General features: G+C 38.5%; 13 protein-coding genes. 4 read left to right on the top strand and 9 right to left on the bottom strand.

The window, feature by feature from the left end; translation table 11 throughout:
* Positions 1–175 precede the first annotated feature (175 nt).
* Both BTO11_RS12985 and BTO11_RS12990 read left to right on the top strand, forming a co-directional pair.
* The gene (locus BTO11_RS12985) at positions 176–829 is read left to right on the top strand and encodes a hypothetical protein (protein ID WP_105052999.1); all 654 of its coding nucleotides are present in this window, start codon (positions 176–178) and stop codon (positions 827–829) included.
* Positions 829–1,671 carry a DUF3307 domain-containing protein gene (locus BTO11_RS12990; RefSeq protein ID WP_105053000.1) on the top strand — a complete coding sequence of 281 codons (843 nt, stop codon included), beginning with the start codon at positions 829–831 and terminating at the stop codon, positions 1,669–1,671. Before BTO11_RS12985 ends, BTO11_RS12990 begins: the two co-directional genes overlap by 1 nt.
* Positions 1,672–1,748: 77 nt before the next feature.
* Here the strand turns inward: BTO11_RS12990 and BTO11_RS12995 are convergent, their stop codons facing one another.
* Positions 1,749–2,570, bottom strand: a complete 822-nt coding sequence (locus BTO11_RS12995) for a M90 family metallopeptidase (protein WP_105053763.1) — start codon at positions 2,568–2,570, stop codon at positions 1,749–1,751.
* Between the two features lie 280 nt (positions 2,571–2,850).
* Between BTO11_RS12995 and BTO11_RS13000 the strand changes: the two genes are divergently transcribed.
* On the top strand, positions 2,851–5,790 hold the full coding sequence (locus BTO11_RS13000) for a UvrD-helicase domain-containing protein (protein WP_105053001.1): 2,940 nt from the start codon (positions 2,851–2,853) through the stop codon (positions 5,788–5,790).
* 145 nt (positions 5,791–5,935) lie between these two features.
* Here BTO11_RS13000 and BTO11_RS13005 read toward each other — a convergent pair whose 3' ends face one another.
* From BTO11_RS13005 to BTO11_RS13045, 8 genes are all read right to left on the bottom strand, one after another.
* Complete coding sequence (locus tag BTO11_RS13005) at positions 5,936–8,923, bottom strand: DUF2339 domain-containing protein (RefSeq protein ID WP_105053002.1); 2,988 nt, start codon at positions 8,921–8,923, stop codon at positions 5,936–5,938.
* 776 nt (positions 8,924–9,699) lie between these two features.
* Positions 9,700–10,056 carry a cupredoxin domain-containing protein gene (locus BTO11_RS13015; protein ID WP_105053004.1) on the bottom strand — a complete coding sequence of 119 codons (357 nt, stop codon included), beginning with the start codon at positions 10,054–10,056 and terminating at the stop codon, positions 9,700–9,702.
* A gap of 10 nt (positions 10,057–10,066) precedes the next feature.
* The gene (locus BTO11_RS13020) at positions 10,067–12,316 is read right to left on the bottom strand and encodes a heavy metal translocating P-type ATPase (protein ID WP_373295160.1); all 2,250 of its coding nucleotides are present in this window, start codon (positions 12,314–12,316) and stop codon (positions 10,067–10,069) included.
* Positions 12,303–12,812 carry a MerR family transcriptional regulator gene (locus BTO11_RS13025; RefSeq protein ID WP_105053006.1) on the bottom strand — a complete coding sequence of 170 codons (510 nt, stop codon included), beginning with the start codon at positions 12,810–12,812 and terminating at the stop codon, positions 12,303–12,305. The genes BTO11_RS13020 and BTO11_RS13025 overlap by 14 nt, the downstream gene beginning before the upstream one ends.
* 343 nt (positions 12,813–13,155) lie before the next feature.
* Complete coding sequence (locus BTO11_RS13030; RefSeq protein ID WP_105053007.1) at positions 13,156–13,482, bottom strand: hypothetical protein; 327 nt, start codon at positions 13,480–13,482, stop codon at positions 13,156–13,158.
* Positions 13,483–13,653: 171 nt separating this feature from the next.
* Positions 13,654–14,169 carry an NUDIX hydrolase gene (locus tag BTO11_RS13035; protein WP_105053008.1) on the bottom strand — a complete coding sequence of 172 codons (516 nt, stop codon included), beginning with the start codon at positions 14,167–14,169 and terminating at the stop codon, positions 13,654–13,656.
* Positions 14,170–14,362: 193 nt separating this feature from the next.
* On the bottom strand, positions 14,363–15,667 hold the full coding sequence (gene zapE / locus BTO11_RS13040; RefSeq protein WP_105053009.1) for a cell division protein ZapE: 1,305 nt from the start codon (positions 15,665–15,667) through the stop codon (positions 14,363–14,365).
* A gap of 8 nt (positions 15,668–15,675) precedes the next feature.
* Positions 15,676–16,491 carry a phytanoyl-CoA dioxygenase family protein gene (locus BTO11_RS13045; RefSeq protein WP_105053010.1) on the bottom strand — a complete coding sequence of 272 codons (816 nt, stop codon included), beginning with the start codon at positions 16,489–16,491 and terminating at the stop codon, positions 15,676–15,678.
* A 299-nt stretch (positions 16,492–16,790) separates the two neighbouring features.
* Between BTO11_RS13045 and BTO11_RS13050 the strand changes: the two genes are divergently transcribed.
* Complete coding sequence (locus tag BTO11_RS13050; RefSeq protein ID WP_105053011.1) at positions 16,791–17,810, top strand: endonuclease/exonuclease/phosphatase family protein; 1,020 nt, start codon at positions 16,791–16,793, stop codon at positions 17,808–17,810.
* Positions 17,811–17,942 lie beyond the last annotated feature (132 nt).

Consider the following 17,942-nt stretch of genomic DNA (forward strand, 5'->3'; position numbering starts at 1 on the left):
ATAGAGCATAAAAACGACTCCGCAACTGAATACACATGCATTTTACTTAGCAATCAAATTTGATTGCATATTAAAAATCAACCATATATAGTTGATTTAACTAATAAGTACTCGCTGGTAAATTGAGTGGTTCAATTCAGCGGTTAAGCAAACTATTAAAAATAGGGAACTACCTATGATTGCTGTCTTAACTGGAGATATCGTCAACTCGACTAAGATGTCTAAGCAAACCTATGCCGATGTAATAAAAAGCCTTAAAGGTTTTTTACAGGACGCACATGAAAACTACGGTGCCGTTGGTGAAATTTACCGTGGTGATGAATTTCAAATTCAATACCCAAACCCTATTGATGCACTAAAAAGCACATTATTAATAAAGCTGGCGCTGCACTTATCCGCGTATTCAACAAAACCAATACAATGCACCTTGTCACTGGCTTATGGCGATTATGAAACCTACGACGAAAAACCGAATACCTCATCGGGGCCTGTTTTTATTGAATCTGGCCGAGGTTTAAGTAAAACTCAAAGAGGCGAATTGTCCATCCACCTTAAGCAACAAAACGCGCAGCAAAAAAACAATCAGGATGACGTTATCCTGTTAACTCAATTTTTAAATCATCTGCTTAATAGATTAACAAAAACCCAAGCCCAATTATTGTATCAATACATACAACATGGTTTTGCCGAGCAGCAAAAAATGGCAGAACTAACAGGTACTTCACGTCAAAATATAAGCAATAGACTCGGCAATATTGGGGCTTATCTGGTAAGAGATTACATAGAGAGCATCAACAATAAAATAGCTCTACTTGGAGGGAATAACTAATGGAACTACTTTTACTCTTGTTAACCGCACATTTTGTTGCCGACTTTTATTTACCAACACATAACGGGAATAAAGCCCTTAAAGCCAATTCGTTAACGTCTAGCTTTAACTGGAAACATGCCGCAGTTCATGGCTTGCTTAACATTATTGTATTTGTCTTTGCCTCTTTAACATTGCCTGACTCTGTCATGGTAAATATCACCTTTTTACCAATGCTTACCCTTGTCGTTATTATTTGCGCATCACATTTATTAACCGACAATTGGAAGTTGCATACAAGTAATGAGCTGGTTCATTTATTGGCCGTTCAAACCATCCACATTCTACTTATCTGTCTGCTTTGGTCCTGTATTTCGGATTTCACATTACAGCAAGTTAACGTATTTTTTAGTCATATTTTAACGGCTAAAAATATGGTTATTGCGGTTTCCTACCTACTTATTTGCAAACCAGCGTCTGTGATCATTGCACTGGCTTTAAAAAAGCACACCGACAACTTAAACGACAGTGACAATGCAATTGAGCATCAAAACGCTCAAGGAAACGAATTAGAAAGCATGAATGCAGACTCAAGCGCTCCAAATAAGAAAGCGACAGGATTACTCTCCGCTGGTGCCTGGATTGGTTATATTGAGCGTTGTTTAGCTATCTCGTTTATTTTTATGGGACAATTTGCTGGTATCGGTTTCTTGGTGGCCACCAAAACCATATTTAGGTTTGGCGACTTAACCAAAAACAAAGACATGAAGCTTACCGAATATATGATGTTAGGGACTTTGTTAAGTTACGCTATTGCTATTTTTGTTGGTTGGAATGCTCTGCAGATTTACAAACTTTTATAATAGCTCAAGCCTTTGATATAAAAAGCTAAGCGAACTCTATACGCTTAGCTTTTAAATCGTTAAAACGAAAACAACCTTTACCAGTGAATAGGATCAACCTTGTAATACTCTTTTAACTGCTGATAAAGCATTGGGTATTTATGGTGAAACTTCTCTGACTTTTCAAAAAACACTTCACTGGCAACCGCAAAAAATTCAGCCGGATTGGTGGCGCCATAATAATCAAACAAAGATGGGATCCCAGCGTTAGCTTGTTTTCTTAACAACTCGTATTGACTAGAAAAAGCGACCGACCAGTCTTTATAGTTTTGCCCCTTTCCTAATATTGGTGCACCGTTGGCACTGCCATTTTCTTGATCCAGTTGATGGGCAAACTCATGAATAACCACATTATGTCCATCGTCTGGTATATGAGCGCCATCTACCGTATCTTGCCAAGATAAGACAACCTTGCCAAAACCCCAGGATTCGCCAGCAAGTGCCGTTCTATGGCTATGCATTACGCCATCAGCTTCAATGTTTTGTTGCTCTTTTATAAACGCACTAGGGTAAACCAAAATAGTATCTAGTTTTGGGTAGTAATCCGTCTTACGGTTGAGTAACAACAAGCAGGCTTGTGCTGCTACTGTTATTCTTATTTCGTCAGTAATGACCACGCCATTACAGCCAATAAACGATTTTTCTGCCAAAAACACCTGAATATGTCGCTTAAGTTGCAACTGTAAATCGGCAGGCATCTGTCTAAAATACGGCATACGCTGTTGAATAATACTTCGCCACTCTTTTTTAAAAGGCAGCGCCCTAGCCTTATCACGCTTATACTCGCGCCAATACGGCTTAGCAACAAGAGACCCTATAATTAGAACAGCAATAACAAACAAGAGTAAATACGACAAAATAATAAACTTAAGTAATTGGCTTTGTATGGAAATGAGTGCGACAAAGATGAATATCAAGCTCTGGCTTGTTTTTAATTTATGTTTGTATTTCTATTTGAGCTTATATAACTACCAAGCTGCTTTCATAACCACGCTGCTTTCATAACCACGTTGCTTTTCAAAATAATAAAATAACTTATCCATCGTTAACATCAACTTTAATCTCACCTGAGTAGATTACTAATGATAGAATAATCGTTATCGTATTTATGTCTTTTTCATTTTTGGGTTTATGTTGTAAATGAAATATATCTCTTCAAGTTTTTTTGGTCGTTGTTTTGGCCGCTTCATTGGTAATCCAACACTTATAGAAATTAATAGCAATTGCTTAACCTTTGAAATTAAAGGTGATTTAACCACTATCCGGTGGGAAGATCTTATTATTCCGCCTATATTTCAGCTAAGTTTTTTTGGCCAAATAATTACCTTTAAAACCGCAGAAAAGAACCATGTATTTACCATGCAAGCGTATAGCTGTGAGTATATGGAAAAAGCCAACTGTGATAATTTTTGGGCATTAGCCAATATCAAACGTGTTGAAAATATAATAGCCAGCATAAAAAAACTCACCGAAGAACGATACCTACGACAATCTTATATTGACCAAATTAACGCTTTAGTTAATGCAGAATATACTCGCTGGTTCCCTTGGATTAAATCAAGTAAAGCATTAGCCAAGGTGTATCAAAAAGTAAAACAATTATCCTATTACCAAAACTGGGATCAACAAGCGATAAGCGAACAACGCGAAAGCTATATCAGTCAACAACTACAAGAACATAAAACCTTTTTTGATAATGTCGAAACCAATCCTTTAACACAAAGTCAGCGTAGAGCTTGTGTGATTGATAACGATAATAATTTATTACTCGCTGGTGCTGGCACAGGAAAAACCAGTGTTATGGTTGGCCGATCTGGATATTTAGTCAATAGCTTACAGGCTACGCACGATGAAATATTACTGTTGGCTTATGGTAATAAAGCCGCAGCAGAAATGGATGAAAGAATTAAAGACAAGTTATCAACCGATAAAATCAAAGCCGCTACATTTCATAGCTTAGGTCTTAAAATTATTGCTGAAGTGGAAGGCGGAAAACCAAGTTTGTCGGTCTTTGCCGAAGATGAAAAAACCAAATTCAAATGGATTCAAAGTTATTTTGAAAAACTGATCAGTGAAAGCGCCCACTACCGAAAATTAATTGTCGAATACTTTAGCAGTTACTTTGAACTTGAAAAAAGCTACTTTGATTTTAAAAATCTTGGTGAATATCACCAGTACTTTAATGACAACGACATTCGTACTTTTAAAGGCGAAAAAGTAAAAAGTTTTGGTGAGCTTTATATTGCCAATGAGTTATTTTCTGAAGGTATAGAATACGAGTATGAAGCTAAATATATTCATGATGTTAAAACCATAGAACGTAGACAATACCAACCCGACTTTTTTCTTCCTGAACTAAACATTTACATAGAATACTATGGCACCGATGAAAACGGTGACACCGCGCCTTATATAAATAAAGACGAGTACCACCAGGGTATTGAATGGAAACGAGATATTCATCAGCAATTTGATACCGTATGTATTGAGCTTACTTACGCTCAACATAAGCAAGGTGAATTACTTAATTCATTGCATGACTCGTTAAAGACATTACTCGCGGAGCAAGAGATTGAGTCCACACCAGTCTCAACTGAATTTAAACTGGCACAATTAAGTGAAAGTGGCCGAGTTACCGAACTTGCTACTACCTTTGGTAAAATGGTTGGGCTTTATAAATCAGCTTGTCTAGATGAAACATTAGAGAGCAAGGTTATTGCTAACTCCGCATCCCCAAAGCAAACAGAAAAAGCTTTGGTTCTACTCAAACCTATTTTAGAAGCTTACCAACTGCATTTAACATCCCATGCTGAAATTGATTTTGACGACATGATCAACAAAGCATTAAGTTATGTTCAAGCAGGAAAGTTTCAATCTCCGTGGCACTATATCATGGTAGATGAATTTCAAGATATATCTGAGCCTAGAGCTCGTTTAGTCAAAGCATTGCGTGATAACAACCAAGGATGTTCTGTTTTTGCGGTCGGTGATGACTGGCAAGCTATCTACCGATTTAGTGGTGCAGACTTCACCTTAACCACTGAGTTCGCCAAGTACTTTGGACCAACATCTCAATCGACATTAGACTTAACCTTTCGATTTAATAACCAAATAGGTAAAGTGGCCACCGACTTTATTAGTAAAAATCCAGCGCAAATTAACAAAACAATCGAGTCGTTAAAACAACTTGATGCGCCTGCGGTTTCATTGTTAATGAGAGACACCATAAAACAAAGTGGCGCAAATAAAGACCTGGTAGATGAAATAGAAAACGGCGCACTAAATGATGTATTAGTCGCTATATCATCACAAATAGACAAACCAACAAGCGTCTACCTACTGGCAAGAACCTGGGCTCTTTTACCTAATAAACTAGAGCTTAATAAAGTAAATCTACAATACCCATTGTTAACCATTGAGTCTCAAACCTTTCATGCATCCAAAGGTAAAGAAGCCGACTATGTGGTCATTTTAGGAATGAAAAAAGGCAAACATGGCTTCCCTTCTGAAAAAGTGACTCCTGCACTTTTGGATGCCCTGCTAGCAAAACAAGAGAATTTTGAACACGCTGAAGAAAGACGATTATTTTATGTCGCTTTAACTCGAGCCAAACATCGCGCTTACATGATTGCTGATATGACAAGTGCGAGCCCATTTGTAACGGAATTAATTAATGAACATCAAATTGAGCTTAACGAATTTACAACAACGGTAAGCCAAACTATCAGCGACGATATCAATTGCCTAGTGTGTGAAACGGGCGTATTAACCAAACGAACCGGTAACTTTAATACCTTCTACTCTTGCTCTTATTACCCACGTTGTGGTCACCAAGAAAAGCCATGTTCCAAATGCGAAAGTCCAATGACACGAAAGCGGCACTTAGGGTTTAAGTCCTGCATAAACGACATCTGTGAAAATGTAATTCCGACCTGTGAAAAATGTAATGCCGAAATGGTGTTGCGTTCAGGTTCAAATGGCGAATTTTGGGGATGTAAAAATTATAAAGGCAATGAGCCAACAAGCTGTAAAAATAGTATCAATGAAGCCAATATTAACTGGCCTGAGTCCGTGGCATAGCTCGTCGCAAAGTTCGTCGCATAGCTCGTGGCGAGTATAGTCCGTAACATAGCCTCGCGCTTTACTATGCGCACTCACTTACATCAAAATAATGCCCCCTAAAGTTGAGCACAAAGGCTCATTCGACTTTAGGGGCGCTAAATAGCTAATCCGTTTTTTCTAGTTTTTGATACCAGAACGACGCGCCCAAAATAAATACACCTATTCCCATAAACAAAATAACTTTTTGCCATAACAAGGCATATTCTGCATCAATTAACGCAAGTTTCACGATACCTAAAGTGATTAACCCAAAGCTAAATTTCACTGTGGTTAATCGACGATCTTTAAGGAACAAAATAAGCGCTCCGTGCACTGCAAGTACAGGGGCAATTAATAAGTCCAATCGATAATGGTTTAAACTTTCTAGCAAAATAAGGTAAGTAACCGCCCCAATAACATGAAGAATTAACTCACTGTTTTTACCTAAACGCACATTCATTATCGACAGCTTAAATCTTTGTTCTTTTTTATATAAAGCCGCGGCTATATAAATAACCGCGATTGAAGCATAAAAAGGATTTTTGGTTATTAACAACCAAGACGCTAAAAGAGTCACACCGCTAATTAAGTACACCGCGGTTTTAATTTCTTTACCTAACGTCCAAATATTAGAAAGATTAAATAAAGCGCCCCAATAAAAGGCCGCAAAAATAAGCGCGAATAAAGCGTCATTATGAATACTTGCGAGCCAAACAGGCACAGCCAACCCAATTGCGAGTAATCCGCAATTACACACATATTGGTATAAGGCGCTGGCTTTGCGTTTATTTAATTGCAGTGCTAATACATAACAGCTAATAAATAAAACTAAGGAAATTGCACTGGCTAAAATAGGCAAGGTACTAAGTCCTAACACCAGAGCGACACTGGCTAAACCAATCAAGACTTTAGCTTCTAATACGATAAAATTATGTTTGATTTTTTGTGCAAAAAACACAGCAATCATAGGTGGCAACCACAATATCATTAACACATATTGGTCAAGATTTCGTAGCGCTGAGCCTAACCAACAAATTGGAATAATTAAATAAAAGGCAATTCTGGCACCTTCTGCAATTGGTACCATTTTACTGTCTGGCTGATAACGACGATAATATTCGGCAAGTAACCATAACTGCGTAAGAACTAACACCACGGCCGACTGTATTGCTAACGGGAACCCAGAAAAATGATAGTTATTCGTTGCGATGCCAACCTGTAAAATATAAAAAAGAGGCACTAAGACCAATAAAGCTGAAAAAATTTCGATGCTGGTTTGCTTGCATGATTTGGCTCGTAACAAGAGTGTAAATTGCAGTAAAATCACCAAAGGCGCAGTCCAAATACCTAGCCATAAATGCGCACACGTAAGAATTAAAACACTTAACCAAATTGACTCAACTAGCATTAACAGAGGTTTGATTTTTTGTATTGTCGGCTGATTAAACAAGTCACTGTCATTTATAAAACGTGACCAAATACCTATGATTAATACCAAGCTTAAACATAAGGTCCAGCCATCAATAGAAGTAAGCGCAGGTACAGGAAAATAAGGTACTAATATCGCACCAGCATATAACAATGAGAGTCCAGTAAGAGACTGACCTTGGTTAATAACACTTGGTAGAGCCAAATGACGACCAATATAAAGTAAAAACAAACCTTCTACCGCCCAGGCTATTCCCCAATAAGCCTGACCAATAACACTAATAATTGCAAACACGCCCCATATTGCCGCGACCAATACCATAATGTGAGTCAGTGTGTGCCTGATTTTATAAAACACATAACTGGCGCCAATAGACACTAAACAATTGAATGTGAAAATAAGGCTGAGTGAGTCAGAAAATAATGACGTAGTTTGGATAAACAGATACAGGTTGGTTCCCACCAATCCGGCCAAAAATAACAGTGATTGTTTATGTGTATCATCACGGTTTATTAAACTGAGTCCAACATAAGCAAAAAAGATCAGATAGAACGCATCAATAAAAAATGCCGACAAGTTCGAGCTATCTATATTTACTACCCATTCGAGTGAGAGAAAGACAAAAATCAAACTTATGTTAGCCAACCATCTTCCAACATAACGGTAACTAATCATTAAGCTGCTAATGGTGACAAATGCCAAAGACAGTAAATAGTAATTGGGTTGCTCTACGATAATATTAGATAACATTGGCATCAAAGAAATACCAATAATGCCTAAAGCCGCTACCACTTTGGTATCGAGCCACAAGGCAATCGCGTGGGATGATAGCGCGATAAACAGATATAACACGGCAACAAGCATGTAAGGGATGACGTGATAAACACTACCAGCAAAATAAACGGTACTATAAAGTAGCAGTAAACCTAATGAGACAATGGCGGTTGAAAACTCATGAAACGATGTTTTCCTTTTAACCACTATGCCTAAAGTCATAACCAACAGCGCAGCGACAAACATCAATAACGACTTCGCCCCGGCTCCCATCTGATCAATTAATAACTGCATTAAATAACCAAAGCCAGCCAATGTAAGTCCAATACCTAATATGGTTAGAGTAAAAATACCCAACATGCCGCGGTCTTTGTAAGATTGGTAAATGTTAGCGACTGGTTTAAACCATTCAAACAGAGTCGACACAATTGCACTAAGGAGCGCAGTAAAGATCATAGTGAAAAAATCTATTTTCACTGGTTTCTCTGCGGCTGAATTTTTACTATTTGAACGAGTTGTCGCATCTAGAGTTGGACGGGATAACCAGGCGGCTGGAACTTCGCTTGTGCTCGCTGACGACTGTACTTTCGCTGACGGCTCATTTTTTTCAGAGTCTTTTGACGATTCTTGTATAGCAAAGCTTTCTGTAACAGAGCTTGCCATAACAGTATTAGTTATAAGCGTGCCATCAGGCCCCGTTATAAGCGTCTCATTTGTATGAGCCGCATTCAACGATGCAGAAGCGATGAGTGAATTATCGTCCACTAAAGGATCTGAGCTAGGAGCTGAGCTAGTAGATGAATTAGACAACGCACTGATCTTATTTTCAAGGCTGTCAATGCGCTGTGTAAACTCGGCTTTTAATTGGCCAAGTTCAGATTTAAGCATATCTATGTCAATTTTTGCCAAAAGTTACGTCCTAGTATTCAACAAGTTAAGTGGAGTATGCCACAAAATTGTTAACCCTTTCATAAGTATTAAAGCAATTCTATTGAATATATATTTGTTAATTAACTCACTTAATATCAAATTAACAAAGCCATAACAGAAACACAGAAGATAAATTCAAAGGCAAATAACATCGAATACTGAAACTTAAAATTCTGTGATAAGAAAAATATAACAAAAGCTCAAAAAACAAAACCAACGGTCAGTTTAAATAAAAACCAACGGTCACATTTTTTGATAAATGAGTGTTTTAAACGTAAATCAGCTAAAACATTGCCATACAGGACAGAGAAAAACCGCATTATGATCATTATTAGCTTGGGGATTGGTGCACTTCAATTACTTATTGGATCATAAAATCAGAGTAAGTTATTCAAACAAATCTGTTTTATAAGATCTAACCTTTGTTTTTATAAGATCTAATTTTTGCTTTTATATGATCCTAACGAGGTTTTAATAAGATCCAGAACGCGGTTAAATAAGATCTAAGCCTTACTTGTATAGAACCCCAACAGCACTTTTATAATACCTAAAACAGATAAATAAGATCCTCGCTTCTTTTTACAAAAACCAAGCTTGGGATCTTTATGCTCTACTCATCAACTATTGAAGGGTTGGTTTGGTTTGGTTTGGGTTGGTTTGGTTTGGGTTGGTTTGGGTTGGTTTGGTTTGGTTAGTTAATCTATTCATTCGTCTCGATTTTAATCGCTACATTAGTCGCTATATTAATCGCTACATTAGTCGACGATCAAAACGCCTTTGTACATTTGCATCTGACAATGAAATGGATATTCACCAGCTACCATGGCAGGAAGTTCAATCAACTTACTTTGCTTAAGTGATAGCTCTTCACTGATTTCAAAGTCAGGAAATAACACCATGGCTGCACAAGGGCTTGTATCTTCTCTTACAAACTCAATTAACGCAGGAGTCCCTGCTTTAACTTTTATTCTAGCGGGTTGATAAATTCCGTTATTCGCCACGACTTTAATTCGGTTTTCTTTGGTCGCTTCTGTCTCTGCAGGTTTGTATAACCAGAACCACCAAACGATTAATCCAATAAATAAAAATCCTACAATATTAATGATCATCATAACGGTTCTCCTAGTGATCTTTGGCTTTAAATAAGCGTAATCGGTTAGCATTACTCACAACGGTTAATGAGGAAAAGGCCATCGCCGCACCCGCAATAACTGGGTTGAGTAGAATACCAAAAAATGGATATAACACGCCGGCAGCAAGTGGAACGCCAGCAGCGTTGTAAATGAATGCGCCAAATAGATTCTGTTTAATATTACTCAAGGTCGCTTTACTTATGGCTATGGCATCTGCAAGTCCATGTAAAGAGCCGCGCATTAAGGTTATATCGGCACTTTCAATTGCTACATCCGTACCTGTGCCTATGGCAAAACCAACATTCGCTAATGCCAGTGCTGGTGCATCGTTAATACCATCGCCTGTCATACCAACAATTTCACCCTGCGCTTGTAGTTCGGCCACTTTTCTAGATTTTTCTTCCGGTAACACCTCAGAATACACTTGGCTAATTCCAACTTTTTTGGCAACTGCATTTGCCGTTACATTATTATCGCCAGTGATCATCACCACTTTAATCCCACTCATTTGCAGACGTTTTATCGCCGCTATCGAGTCTGCTTTTATCGGGTCGGCTACCGCCACTATCGCTACTAATTTTTTATCAATGGCGAAGTACATAGGTGTTTTTGCCTCAGCAGCAAGAGCTTGGGCTTGTGCCACATAATCATTAACAGCAACTTCATTTGCTAGCATCAACTTCTGATCACCAAAAAGTAAGTTCTGATCATCAAGGTTTGCTTCTACACCCATGCCAGTAATGGCCTGAAAATCACTTACCTCGCCTAATTCTAATTTCCGTTCAACGGCTGAATCAACAATAGCTTGAGCTAAGGGATGTTCAGAGCCTTTTTCTAAACTGGCAAGTGTGGTTAAGATTTGATTTTCAGTGTAACTATCATCCGCAATAATAATATCCGTTAACTTAGGTGCCCCCTCTGTAATGGTGCCGGTTTTATCCAGTATCATAGCGGTGATTTTAGACGCCGTTTGTAATGCTTCACCATTACGAATAAGCACGCCCGCTTCAGCCGCTTTACCAATACCAACCATAACGGACATAGGTGTTGCCAATCCCAATGCACATGGGCAAGCAATAATTAACACTGTTGTTGCCGATATCACAGCAAATGCCACGGTAGGATCTGGCCCCCAATTAAGCCAAATTAACGCACTGGCAATTGAGATGATCATAATAGTAGGCACAAAATACGCGGCTATCACATCCGCTAAACGACCAATAGGCGGTTTGGAATTTTGCGCACGTTTCACCATATTAATAATTTGCGCTAAAGCGGTGTCTTTACCTATGTGAGTCGCTTTAAATAAAATAGAGCCTGACTTATTTAATGTTCCAGCAACCACCTTATCTCCCGTTACTTTTTCAACGGGCATAGGCTCTCCAGTTAACATTGACTCATCAATGGTGGAATGCCCTTGCATGACAACGCCATCTACAGGAATTTTTCCACCTGGGCGAACTCGAACAATATCGTCAAGTAAAACCTGCTCAATGGCGATATCAATTTCTTTGTTGTCACGTACCACTCGCGCGGTTTTTTCTTGTAAACCAATCAAACGCTTAATCGCTTCGCTAGTTCGGCCTTTGGCTTTAACTTCCAGTGCTAGGCCCAAGTTAATTAGACCTATGATCATTGCCGTTGCTTCAAAATACACATGACGAGCCATTTCTGGCAAAGCCATAGGAAATAGCACAACGATCATGGAATAAAGCCAAGCGGTTCCTGTACCTAAGGCAATTAACGTATCCATATTCGCGTTATGATTAAGTAATGACTTCCAAGCACCTACATAAAAATGCTTGCCAGAAAAATACATAATGCCGGCACATAACACACCAATACATAACCAAACCGTACGCTCTAGGTTGGTTTCAACTGTCATTGGCCCACCTAACATACCGTAAAGCATCATTGGAATACCAAGGCCTAATGCAATCCACCCCTTATTCATTAAACCTGAATAGTACTTTTGATCCGCTATTTCTTTTTCATCTAATAATTCGTCATCACTGGCGTCATTAGTACTTTTTGCTTTATAGCCTGCTGCTTCAATCGCCTTAATAAGCACATCAGTAGCGACTGAACCATCAACCGAAACCGTTTGTAGTGCCAAATTCATTTCAGCGCTGTCGACACCATTAAGGTTTTTTAATGCGGTTTCAATCTTGCCGACACAACTTGCACAGCTAGCCCCTTCTATCACTAACTCTGTGGTGTCTTGCTTATTTGTTTTCATGCATTTCTCCATTGTGTTCAGTTTCAGCCAGATTTGCTTTTGTGCTACTCAATGTTTCTGTTAAAGACTTAGTTGGGGGAATTTGTGACTGCATTGCCGAGAACGTGTCCATTAAATGGCAAATACTTTGGCTGGTTGGGGTCTTATCTGGTAAATGATCCCATTCACCAATGGCTTGTTTCATCAAATTCATCAGAGCTTGCGCATCCAGAAATTGTTGCTCAACTTCAACCAGACGTTGTTTAATAATATCTCTGACTAATTTACAGCCTGTATGATTGTTGTCAGTTTCGTGGAAAATATTGGTAATGTCTTTGACTGAAAAGCCTAAATGGCGAGCCGTAAGAATAAATGACAAACGCTGCTGTTGCTGTGCGTTATAAAACATATAACCGTTAAGCTGGCTTTTTTGTGGATGAAGTAGTCCAATTTTAGTGTAATACCTTACAGTATCAGCCGTTGTGTTTAACGCTTTGGCTAAATTACTCACTTTCATTTTCGACTCCCATTTTAGGCTGCTTTTTCACGCTAGACCTTAAGCATAAACCTAAGTGTAACACCTAGGTCAACACTTGATTTTATCTTTTATTATTTGATATCAATATTTGTTTAAAAATAAGATCCGCGTCGGTATGCATATTATTCATGGGGTTGTGTTGTTGCGATAAAAAGCAGAGTTGTTTAATTTTATTTCTTGTCTTAGCAAGGATAAAATCAAAAACGAAAAAAGCCGATTAACGTTAATTAATCGGCTTTTGTGGACTCAAATGTAGTCAACTGAAGCTAAACATACACTTAAATGTAGCTCACTTAATATTTGAGTCTAAATGTAATCTAGCTTATTTAGCATCAACTACTTTTTTATAATATTCTTCTTTTGCGATTTTCACACATTCTTCAGCCGTTTCTTTGCTTGATGTGCTTTCTTTACATTTTTTGTAATCAGCATCAGCTCTTAATTCATAAATACGGTAAGCTGTGTGTATTTTCTTTCCAGCTTCTAGTGCACATTCCGTTGCACTTTGTTTACTGTCTTTATCACTTGCAGGCAAGCTTGCAATACACTTTTGTGTAAGGGCTTCGCTATATTTAGCCGTAGATTCAGAGCCAGTCGAACTACAGCCAGCAAGAACTGTTAAAAACAATAAAACACTTACTTTTTTCATACCAATTAATTCCTATATATTATAATTTTGCGTAATCGCTTTTGAGCTGGCTCAAGCCTAGTCGTGAGATAGCAGAGTCGCAAGTTTAATCACTGTTTTTTATCGATTTATTTACTCGGGTGCTAAAAAAGCCCCCCTACTCAAACTTATAACCTGACTTACCAAGCAAATTTATAAGAGCCGCTCAACAATCTGCTTCAATAAATAGGTTTCACGTACAATAGACAGGCCTTTTTTAGGACTGCTTTGCATGGTTTTTTCGTTATGTTTTATCGCCTGATGAATGTTTACCCAAACTGGCGTCATGCCATTTTGAATTTCATACGACTCAAATTGAGTTTCCAATAATTCATCGTCGATATCACAGACAAAACAATAGGACAGCATATGTACAATCTCGAAGTCAGCTTTATACCAAGGTCGATACTCTTCATATAAGCCAAACTCTGTAACATTCGTCACAGAATGAGCGCCGGTTTCTTCGCGCAATTCTCTAACTAAACCATCTTCAATCGTTTCACCTTCATCCACGCCGCCGCCGGGTAAAGTGTAGTCATGGTAACGCTTGGTGTATAACAACAAGATATCTTCACCGTTTAGCACGATAGCCCGGGCAGCACGGCGTGTGAATGTTGAAGCTGACGTGTCGTTAATATCAGGATGTAGAGTAGATTTTAGTAATTGCATTGAATACGCTTAAAATAAAAAATGGATAAGAGGAATAACCTTACAAAGGCTATTTTCAGGTAATTGTTAGTCATTGAACAGCGTTTTATTTGGCTGCAAAGGGTAAAAGTAACAAAAAAAACGACTGTAACAGCAACAGCAACAGCCTAAATCAAATTAGTGAGTATTTACAATATAGGCTCAGGCACCAATATTACTTTTCCCGCAGGTTTATACCTTTGTTTAAGTATTCCTTGGACGCCATTTCCACCAATCGGCTTTTAGTACGCTCAAATTCAAACAGTAAAGTACCGCTGTTATAAAGCTCAGACTGAGGCACATAAGCTGAAATAACCAAATTTAAGTTACCGTCGTAACATTCATCAACCAATGCTATAAATCGTCTAGCGGCGTCATCCATGGGCGCTAATACGACTTCGCGTTCGCCAGTTATTCCAGCTGAAACATTATGCCTTAGCCCTTTCCTACCCGCTTCTTTCCTATCATCTTCTTTACAGTCAGTCCCGTTATCTTCTGTTCCTCTGGCTTTTATTCGCTCATAAGACTGCCCACTCATAGGCGGGACATTAAACAACAATATGGTCTTAAACTGTTTAGCTAATTCCACATAATCAAAATGGCTGCGGGCACCTTGGCACAATTCAGAAAAATCAAAACAAATAACTTTATCATGTTCACTATTAACATCACTTTCAATGCTTTTAGCTACATAATTAATTGAGCGCCCTAACACTTGAATCGCAGTATTTGAGTCATGGTAAGCACTTTTACTGAAGGCACTTAAGTTAAATCGTTTTAATAATTGCTGATGCAAAGCAACTTGCTGCTCTGCGGTATTTGGCAATTGAAAATAATTTTCTACATGAGTTAATGTACGAAGCCGATGATCTTCCAGCCCGTTTAAATGTAATACTTGAGTGTGTTTTTCAATAGCGGCAATGGCCGGTAAAAAACGTTCACGCTGTAAGCCATTTCTATATAACTCATGTGGTGCACAATTACTGGTGCTAACCACGACTATATTCAGCTCAAACATAAATTGCAGTAAATTTCCCAGTAACATGGCATCACCAATGTCTGAGACAAAAAACTCGTCAAAACATAACACCTTAAATTGCTTGGCAAAGCTTTGCGCTATCAACTTTAACGGGTCGGTTTTACCGGCCAACTCATTAAGCTGACTATGCACATCTTGCATAAAATGATGGAAATGCTGACGCTTACACAAGCCGTCTAAACTATGAACAAACAGGTCCATTAAAAACGTTTTTCCACGCCCTACTTTGCCCCATAAATAAATGCCTTGGATAGCCGCTTTATTTTTATTTATAAGCTTTTTATTTGTGAGCTTTTGATTTGTGTTGCTTATAGGATCAGGCTGCAAAGTCAGATACAACTGCTGCAACAACTCAACCGCTTGCTGCTGTCCAGCATCAAAGCTTATTTGATTTGCACTAACTAATGCTTGGTATTGTGAAAGTGGCGATTTATTTGGCATTGTCTATTTTAGTCTTTTTTGGCAGAAATCGTATTGAGATAAATTTTAGGGTTATCAATTTTCTTTAGCAAAGCCGCATTAGGTAAACAGTCGTCATCCACGTAATCAGAAAAGTCAGACTTGTTGTCAAACACCAAAATATCAAACGCTAATCTATCCAGTCCATAAATACCACGATGGATCATATCGGCCGAGAACACTAAAACGTCGCCTGCGGCTAACTCAATTTTTTTACCTTCAGGTAAGTCTTCGTTGCTTAACCTGCCATTTTCTTCATTACGTACATCAAATTCTTCTTGGGTATCCCAGCGACGATGCGTTTCTGGGATTAACTCCATACCAAGCTCATCAAACAAAGGCACTCGTAAATGCATGACTTGGGTTTCATTAATTACTTTTTTTTGCGTTTCAATATCGTGGTCATATTGACAATCTCGATGCCAAAAGTCGGTTAACTCGCTATTTGGCGGGTCAAAAAATAACTGAGTATTCATAAAAGATGCATTCGCAGGGATCACTGTATCTATCAGCGCCATCATTTTAACTGAGCTAATAAAGTTAAACAGTTTCAATCTATTGTCGTCAGTTAAGTATTGGCTGCCCGTTATTAACGAGGAGTTAAACGCCACTTCCTGATAAAAGGCTAAGTTGTCTTGTTTCCAAGCGTCGTGAAATTTTAATATTACGTCTCTTAACGCCGACATTTCAGCAGCACTAAAATAATTCCTAACAACAAAATAACCTTGTTGATCATAATCCGCTTTTAACTTGCTGTGCTTGATTTTCTGGCTATTTGATTTAGCTGGGCTATTTACATCTACCATCTACTCACTTGCTCTTTTTCATTCAATGAATAACACCCATGGTTATTTCAACCGCCGTATTCTAACAATAAAGCCGCTAGGTTGTTTTTATTTTTTGGCCGCGTGTTTTTATTTTTGGTTACAGTCTGATACATTTTGAATTCATGAGGTATACTTTTCACTGGCCTCATTCATTTTTTAACTTGGCATTTCTACATCAGGCAAAGTTATTACCATCAACCTAGAGATATAACGCAATCGACCAATTACTTCCCACTGTTGCCGTATCAAATCTGCAACTTAAAATTGCTACATTTAACTTGTTTAATTACCTAGAACCGCCTTATGCTTATTATGATTTTGAGCGCATTTATAGTGCGGAACAATGGGCTAAAAAACAAAATTGGGTTAGTGACTACTTATCGGAACATCAGCCAGATATTATTGGTTTCCAAGAAGTATTTAGCCCAGACTCCCTACAAGCATTGGTTAAAAGCCAAGGTTATCCGTATTTTGCTGTAATCGACTCTCCAGAGGTTATTGACGACTTTATTTACCGAAGCCCCGTAGTTGCCATTGCATCACGTTATCCTATTGTAGAAGCCGTTGCAGTAACACCAAATACTGAGCTGATGGAAACCTTAGCTATAGACAAAGACTTCTCCTTTAGCCGTAACGTTCTCAGAGCAACAATAGACGCACCGCACATAGGTAATTGTGACTGTTACGTGGTGCACTTTAAATCTAAACGTTCAATGATTGAGTTTGATGATAAAAACTCAGGTCTCGCGCCAGAGAAAAATATAATAGAAAGCTTAAAAGCCCAAGTAGCCGGTAGTTGGGGCTCAACGGTACAACGCGGTAATGAAGCAAGCTTGTTAATGATTGCTATGATTGAGCGACGAGAAGCCACAGGACACCCCATGGTATTAATGGGTGACTTTAATAACACCTTACAAGATGGCGTATTAAGCCATTTACTCACCAATTCACTACGCTTCGTCTCCGCCTTCGACCAAGAAGCTTATCTAGCTAAATATACATTAAATGATGCATGGGATTTATTTGAAAGCGTTATCAAAAATGAAGTAGCAGATGAACTTGTAGATGATAAAAAACCAGAAATTCAACGCGCCCCAACTCATTACTTTGGCGGTAGTGGCTCAGTATTAGATTACATACTATTGTCGTGTGAGTTCGACGCCAGTTATCACAGCAGTCTTTACCAAGTAAGCCATTATGAGACTTATGATAATCACCTGATCAATCCTATTTTTGAACACGACGGAGAAAGTACCGATCACGGCATAGTTATGGTGACTTTAGCACTCAGGACATGAGTGCGGGATGTTTTTTTACTCAAAGCTCGTGACTCGACACTCGTGGCTACAGCCGTTTCACCTGCGGCGCAGGTTGTCAGTTTTAGCATTTATGAATAGATAGACAACCTAAGCGAATACATCCATGGCGGC

Origin of the sequence: Psychrosphaera saromensis, from assembly GCF_002954545.1 — a bacterium.
Taxonomy (GTDB): Bacteria; Pseudomonadota; Gammaproteobacteria; order Enterobacterales; family Alteromonadaceae; genus Psychrosphaera; species Psychrosphaera saromensis.

Bases quoted from the DNA above. Each gene is read 5' to 3' on its own strand.
- BTO11_RS12990 (WP_105053000.1), top strand. From the start codon at position 829: ATGGAACTACTTTTACTCTTGTTAACCGCACATTTTGTTGCCGACTTT.
- BTO11_RS13015 (WP_105053004.1), bottom strand. From the start codon at position 10,056: ATGATGATCATTAATATTGTAGGATTTTTATTTATTGGATTAATCGTT.
- BTO11_RS13035 (WP_105053008.1), bottom strand. From the start codon at position 14,169: ATGCAATTACTAAAATCTACTCTACATCCTGATATTAACGACACGTCA.
- BTO11_RS13045 (WP_105053010.1), bottom strand. From the start codon at position 16,491: ATGGTAGATGTAAATAGCCCAGCTAAATCAAATAGCCAGAAAATCAAG.
- BTO11_RS13025 (WP_105053006.1), bottom strand. From the start codon at position 12,812: ATGAAAGTGAGTAATTTAGCCAAAGCGTTAAACACAACGGCTGATACT.
- BTO11_RS13030 (WP_105053007.1), bottom strand. From the start codon at position 13,482: ATGAAAAAAGTAAGTGTTTTATTGTTTTTAACAGTTCTTGCTGGCTGT.
- BTO11_RS12985 (WP_105052999.1), top strand. From the start codon at position 176: ATGATTGCTGTCTTAACTGGAGATATCGTCAACTCGACTAAGATGTCT.
- BTO11_RS13000 (WP_105053001.1), top strand. From the start codon at position 2,851: ATGAAATATATCTCTTCAAGTTTTTTTGGTCGTTGTTTTGGCCGCTTC.
- zapE (WP_105053009.1), bottom strand. From the start codon at position 15,667: ATGCCAAATAAATCGCCACTTTCACAATACCAAGCATTAGTTAGTGCA.
- BTO11_RS13020 (WP_373295160.1), bottom strand. From the start codon at position 12,316: ATGAAAACAAATAAGCAAGACACCACAGAGTTAGTGATAGAAGGGGCT.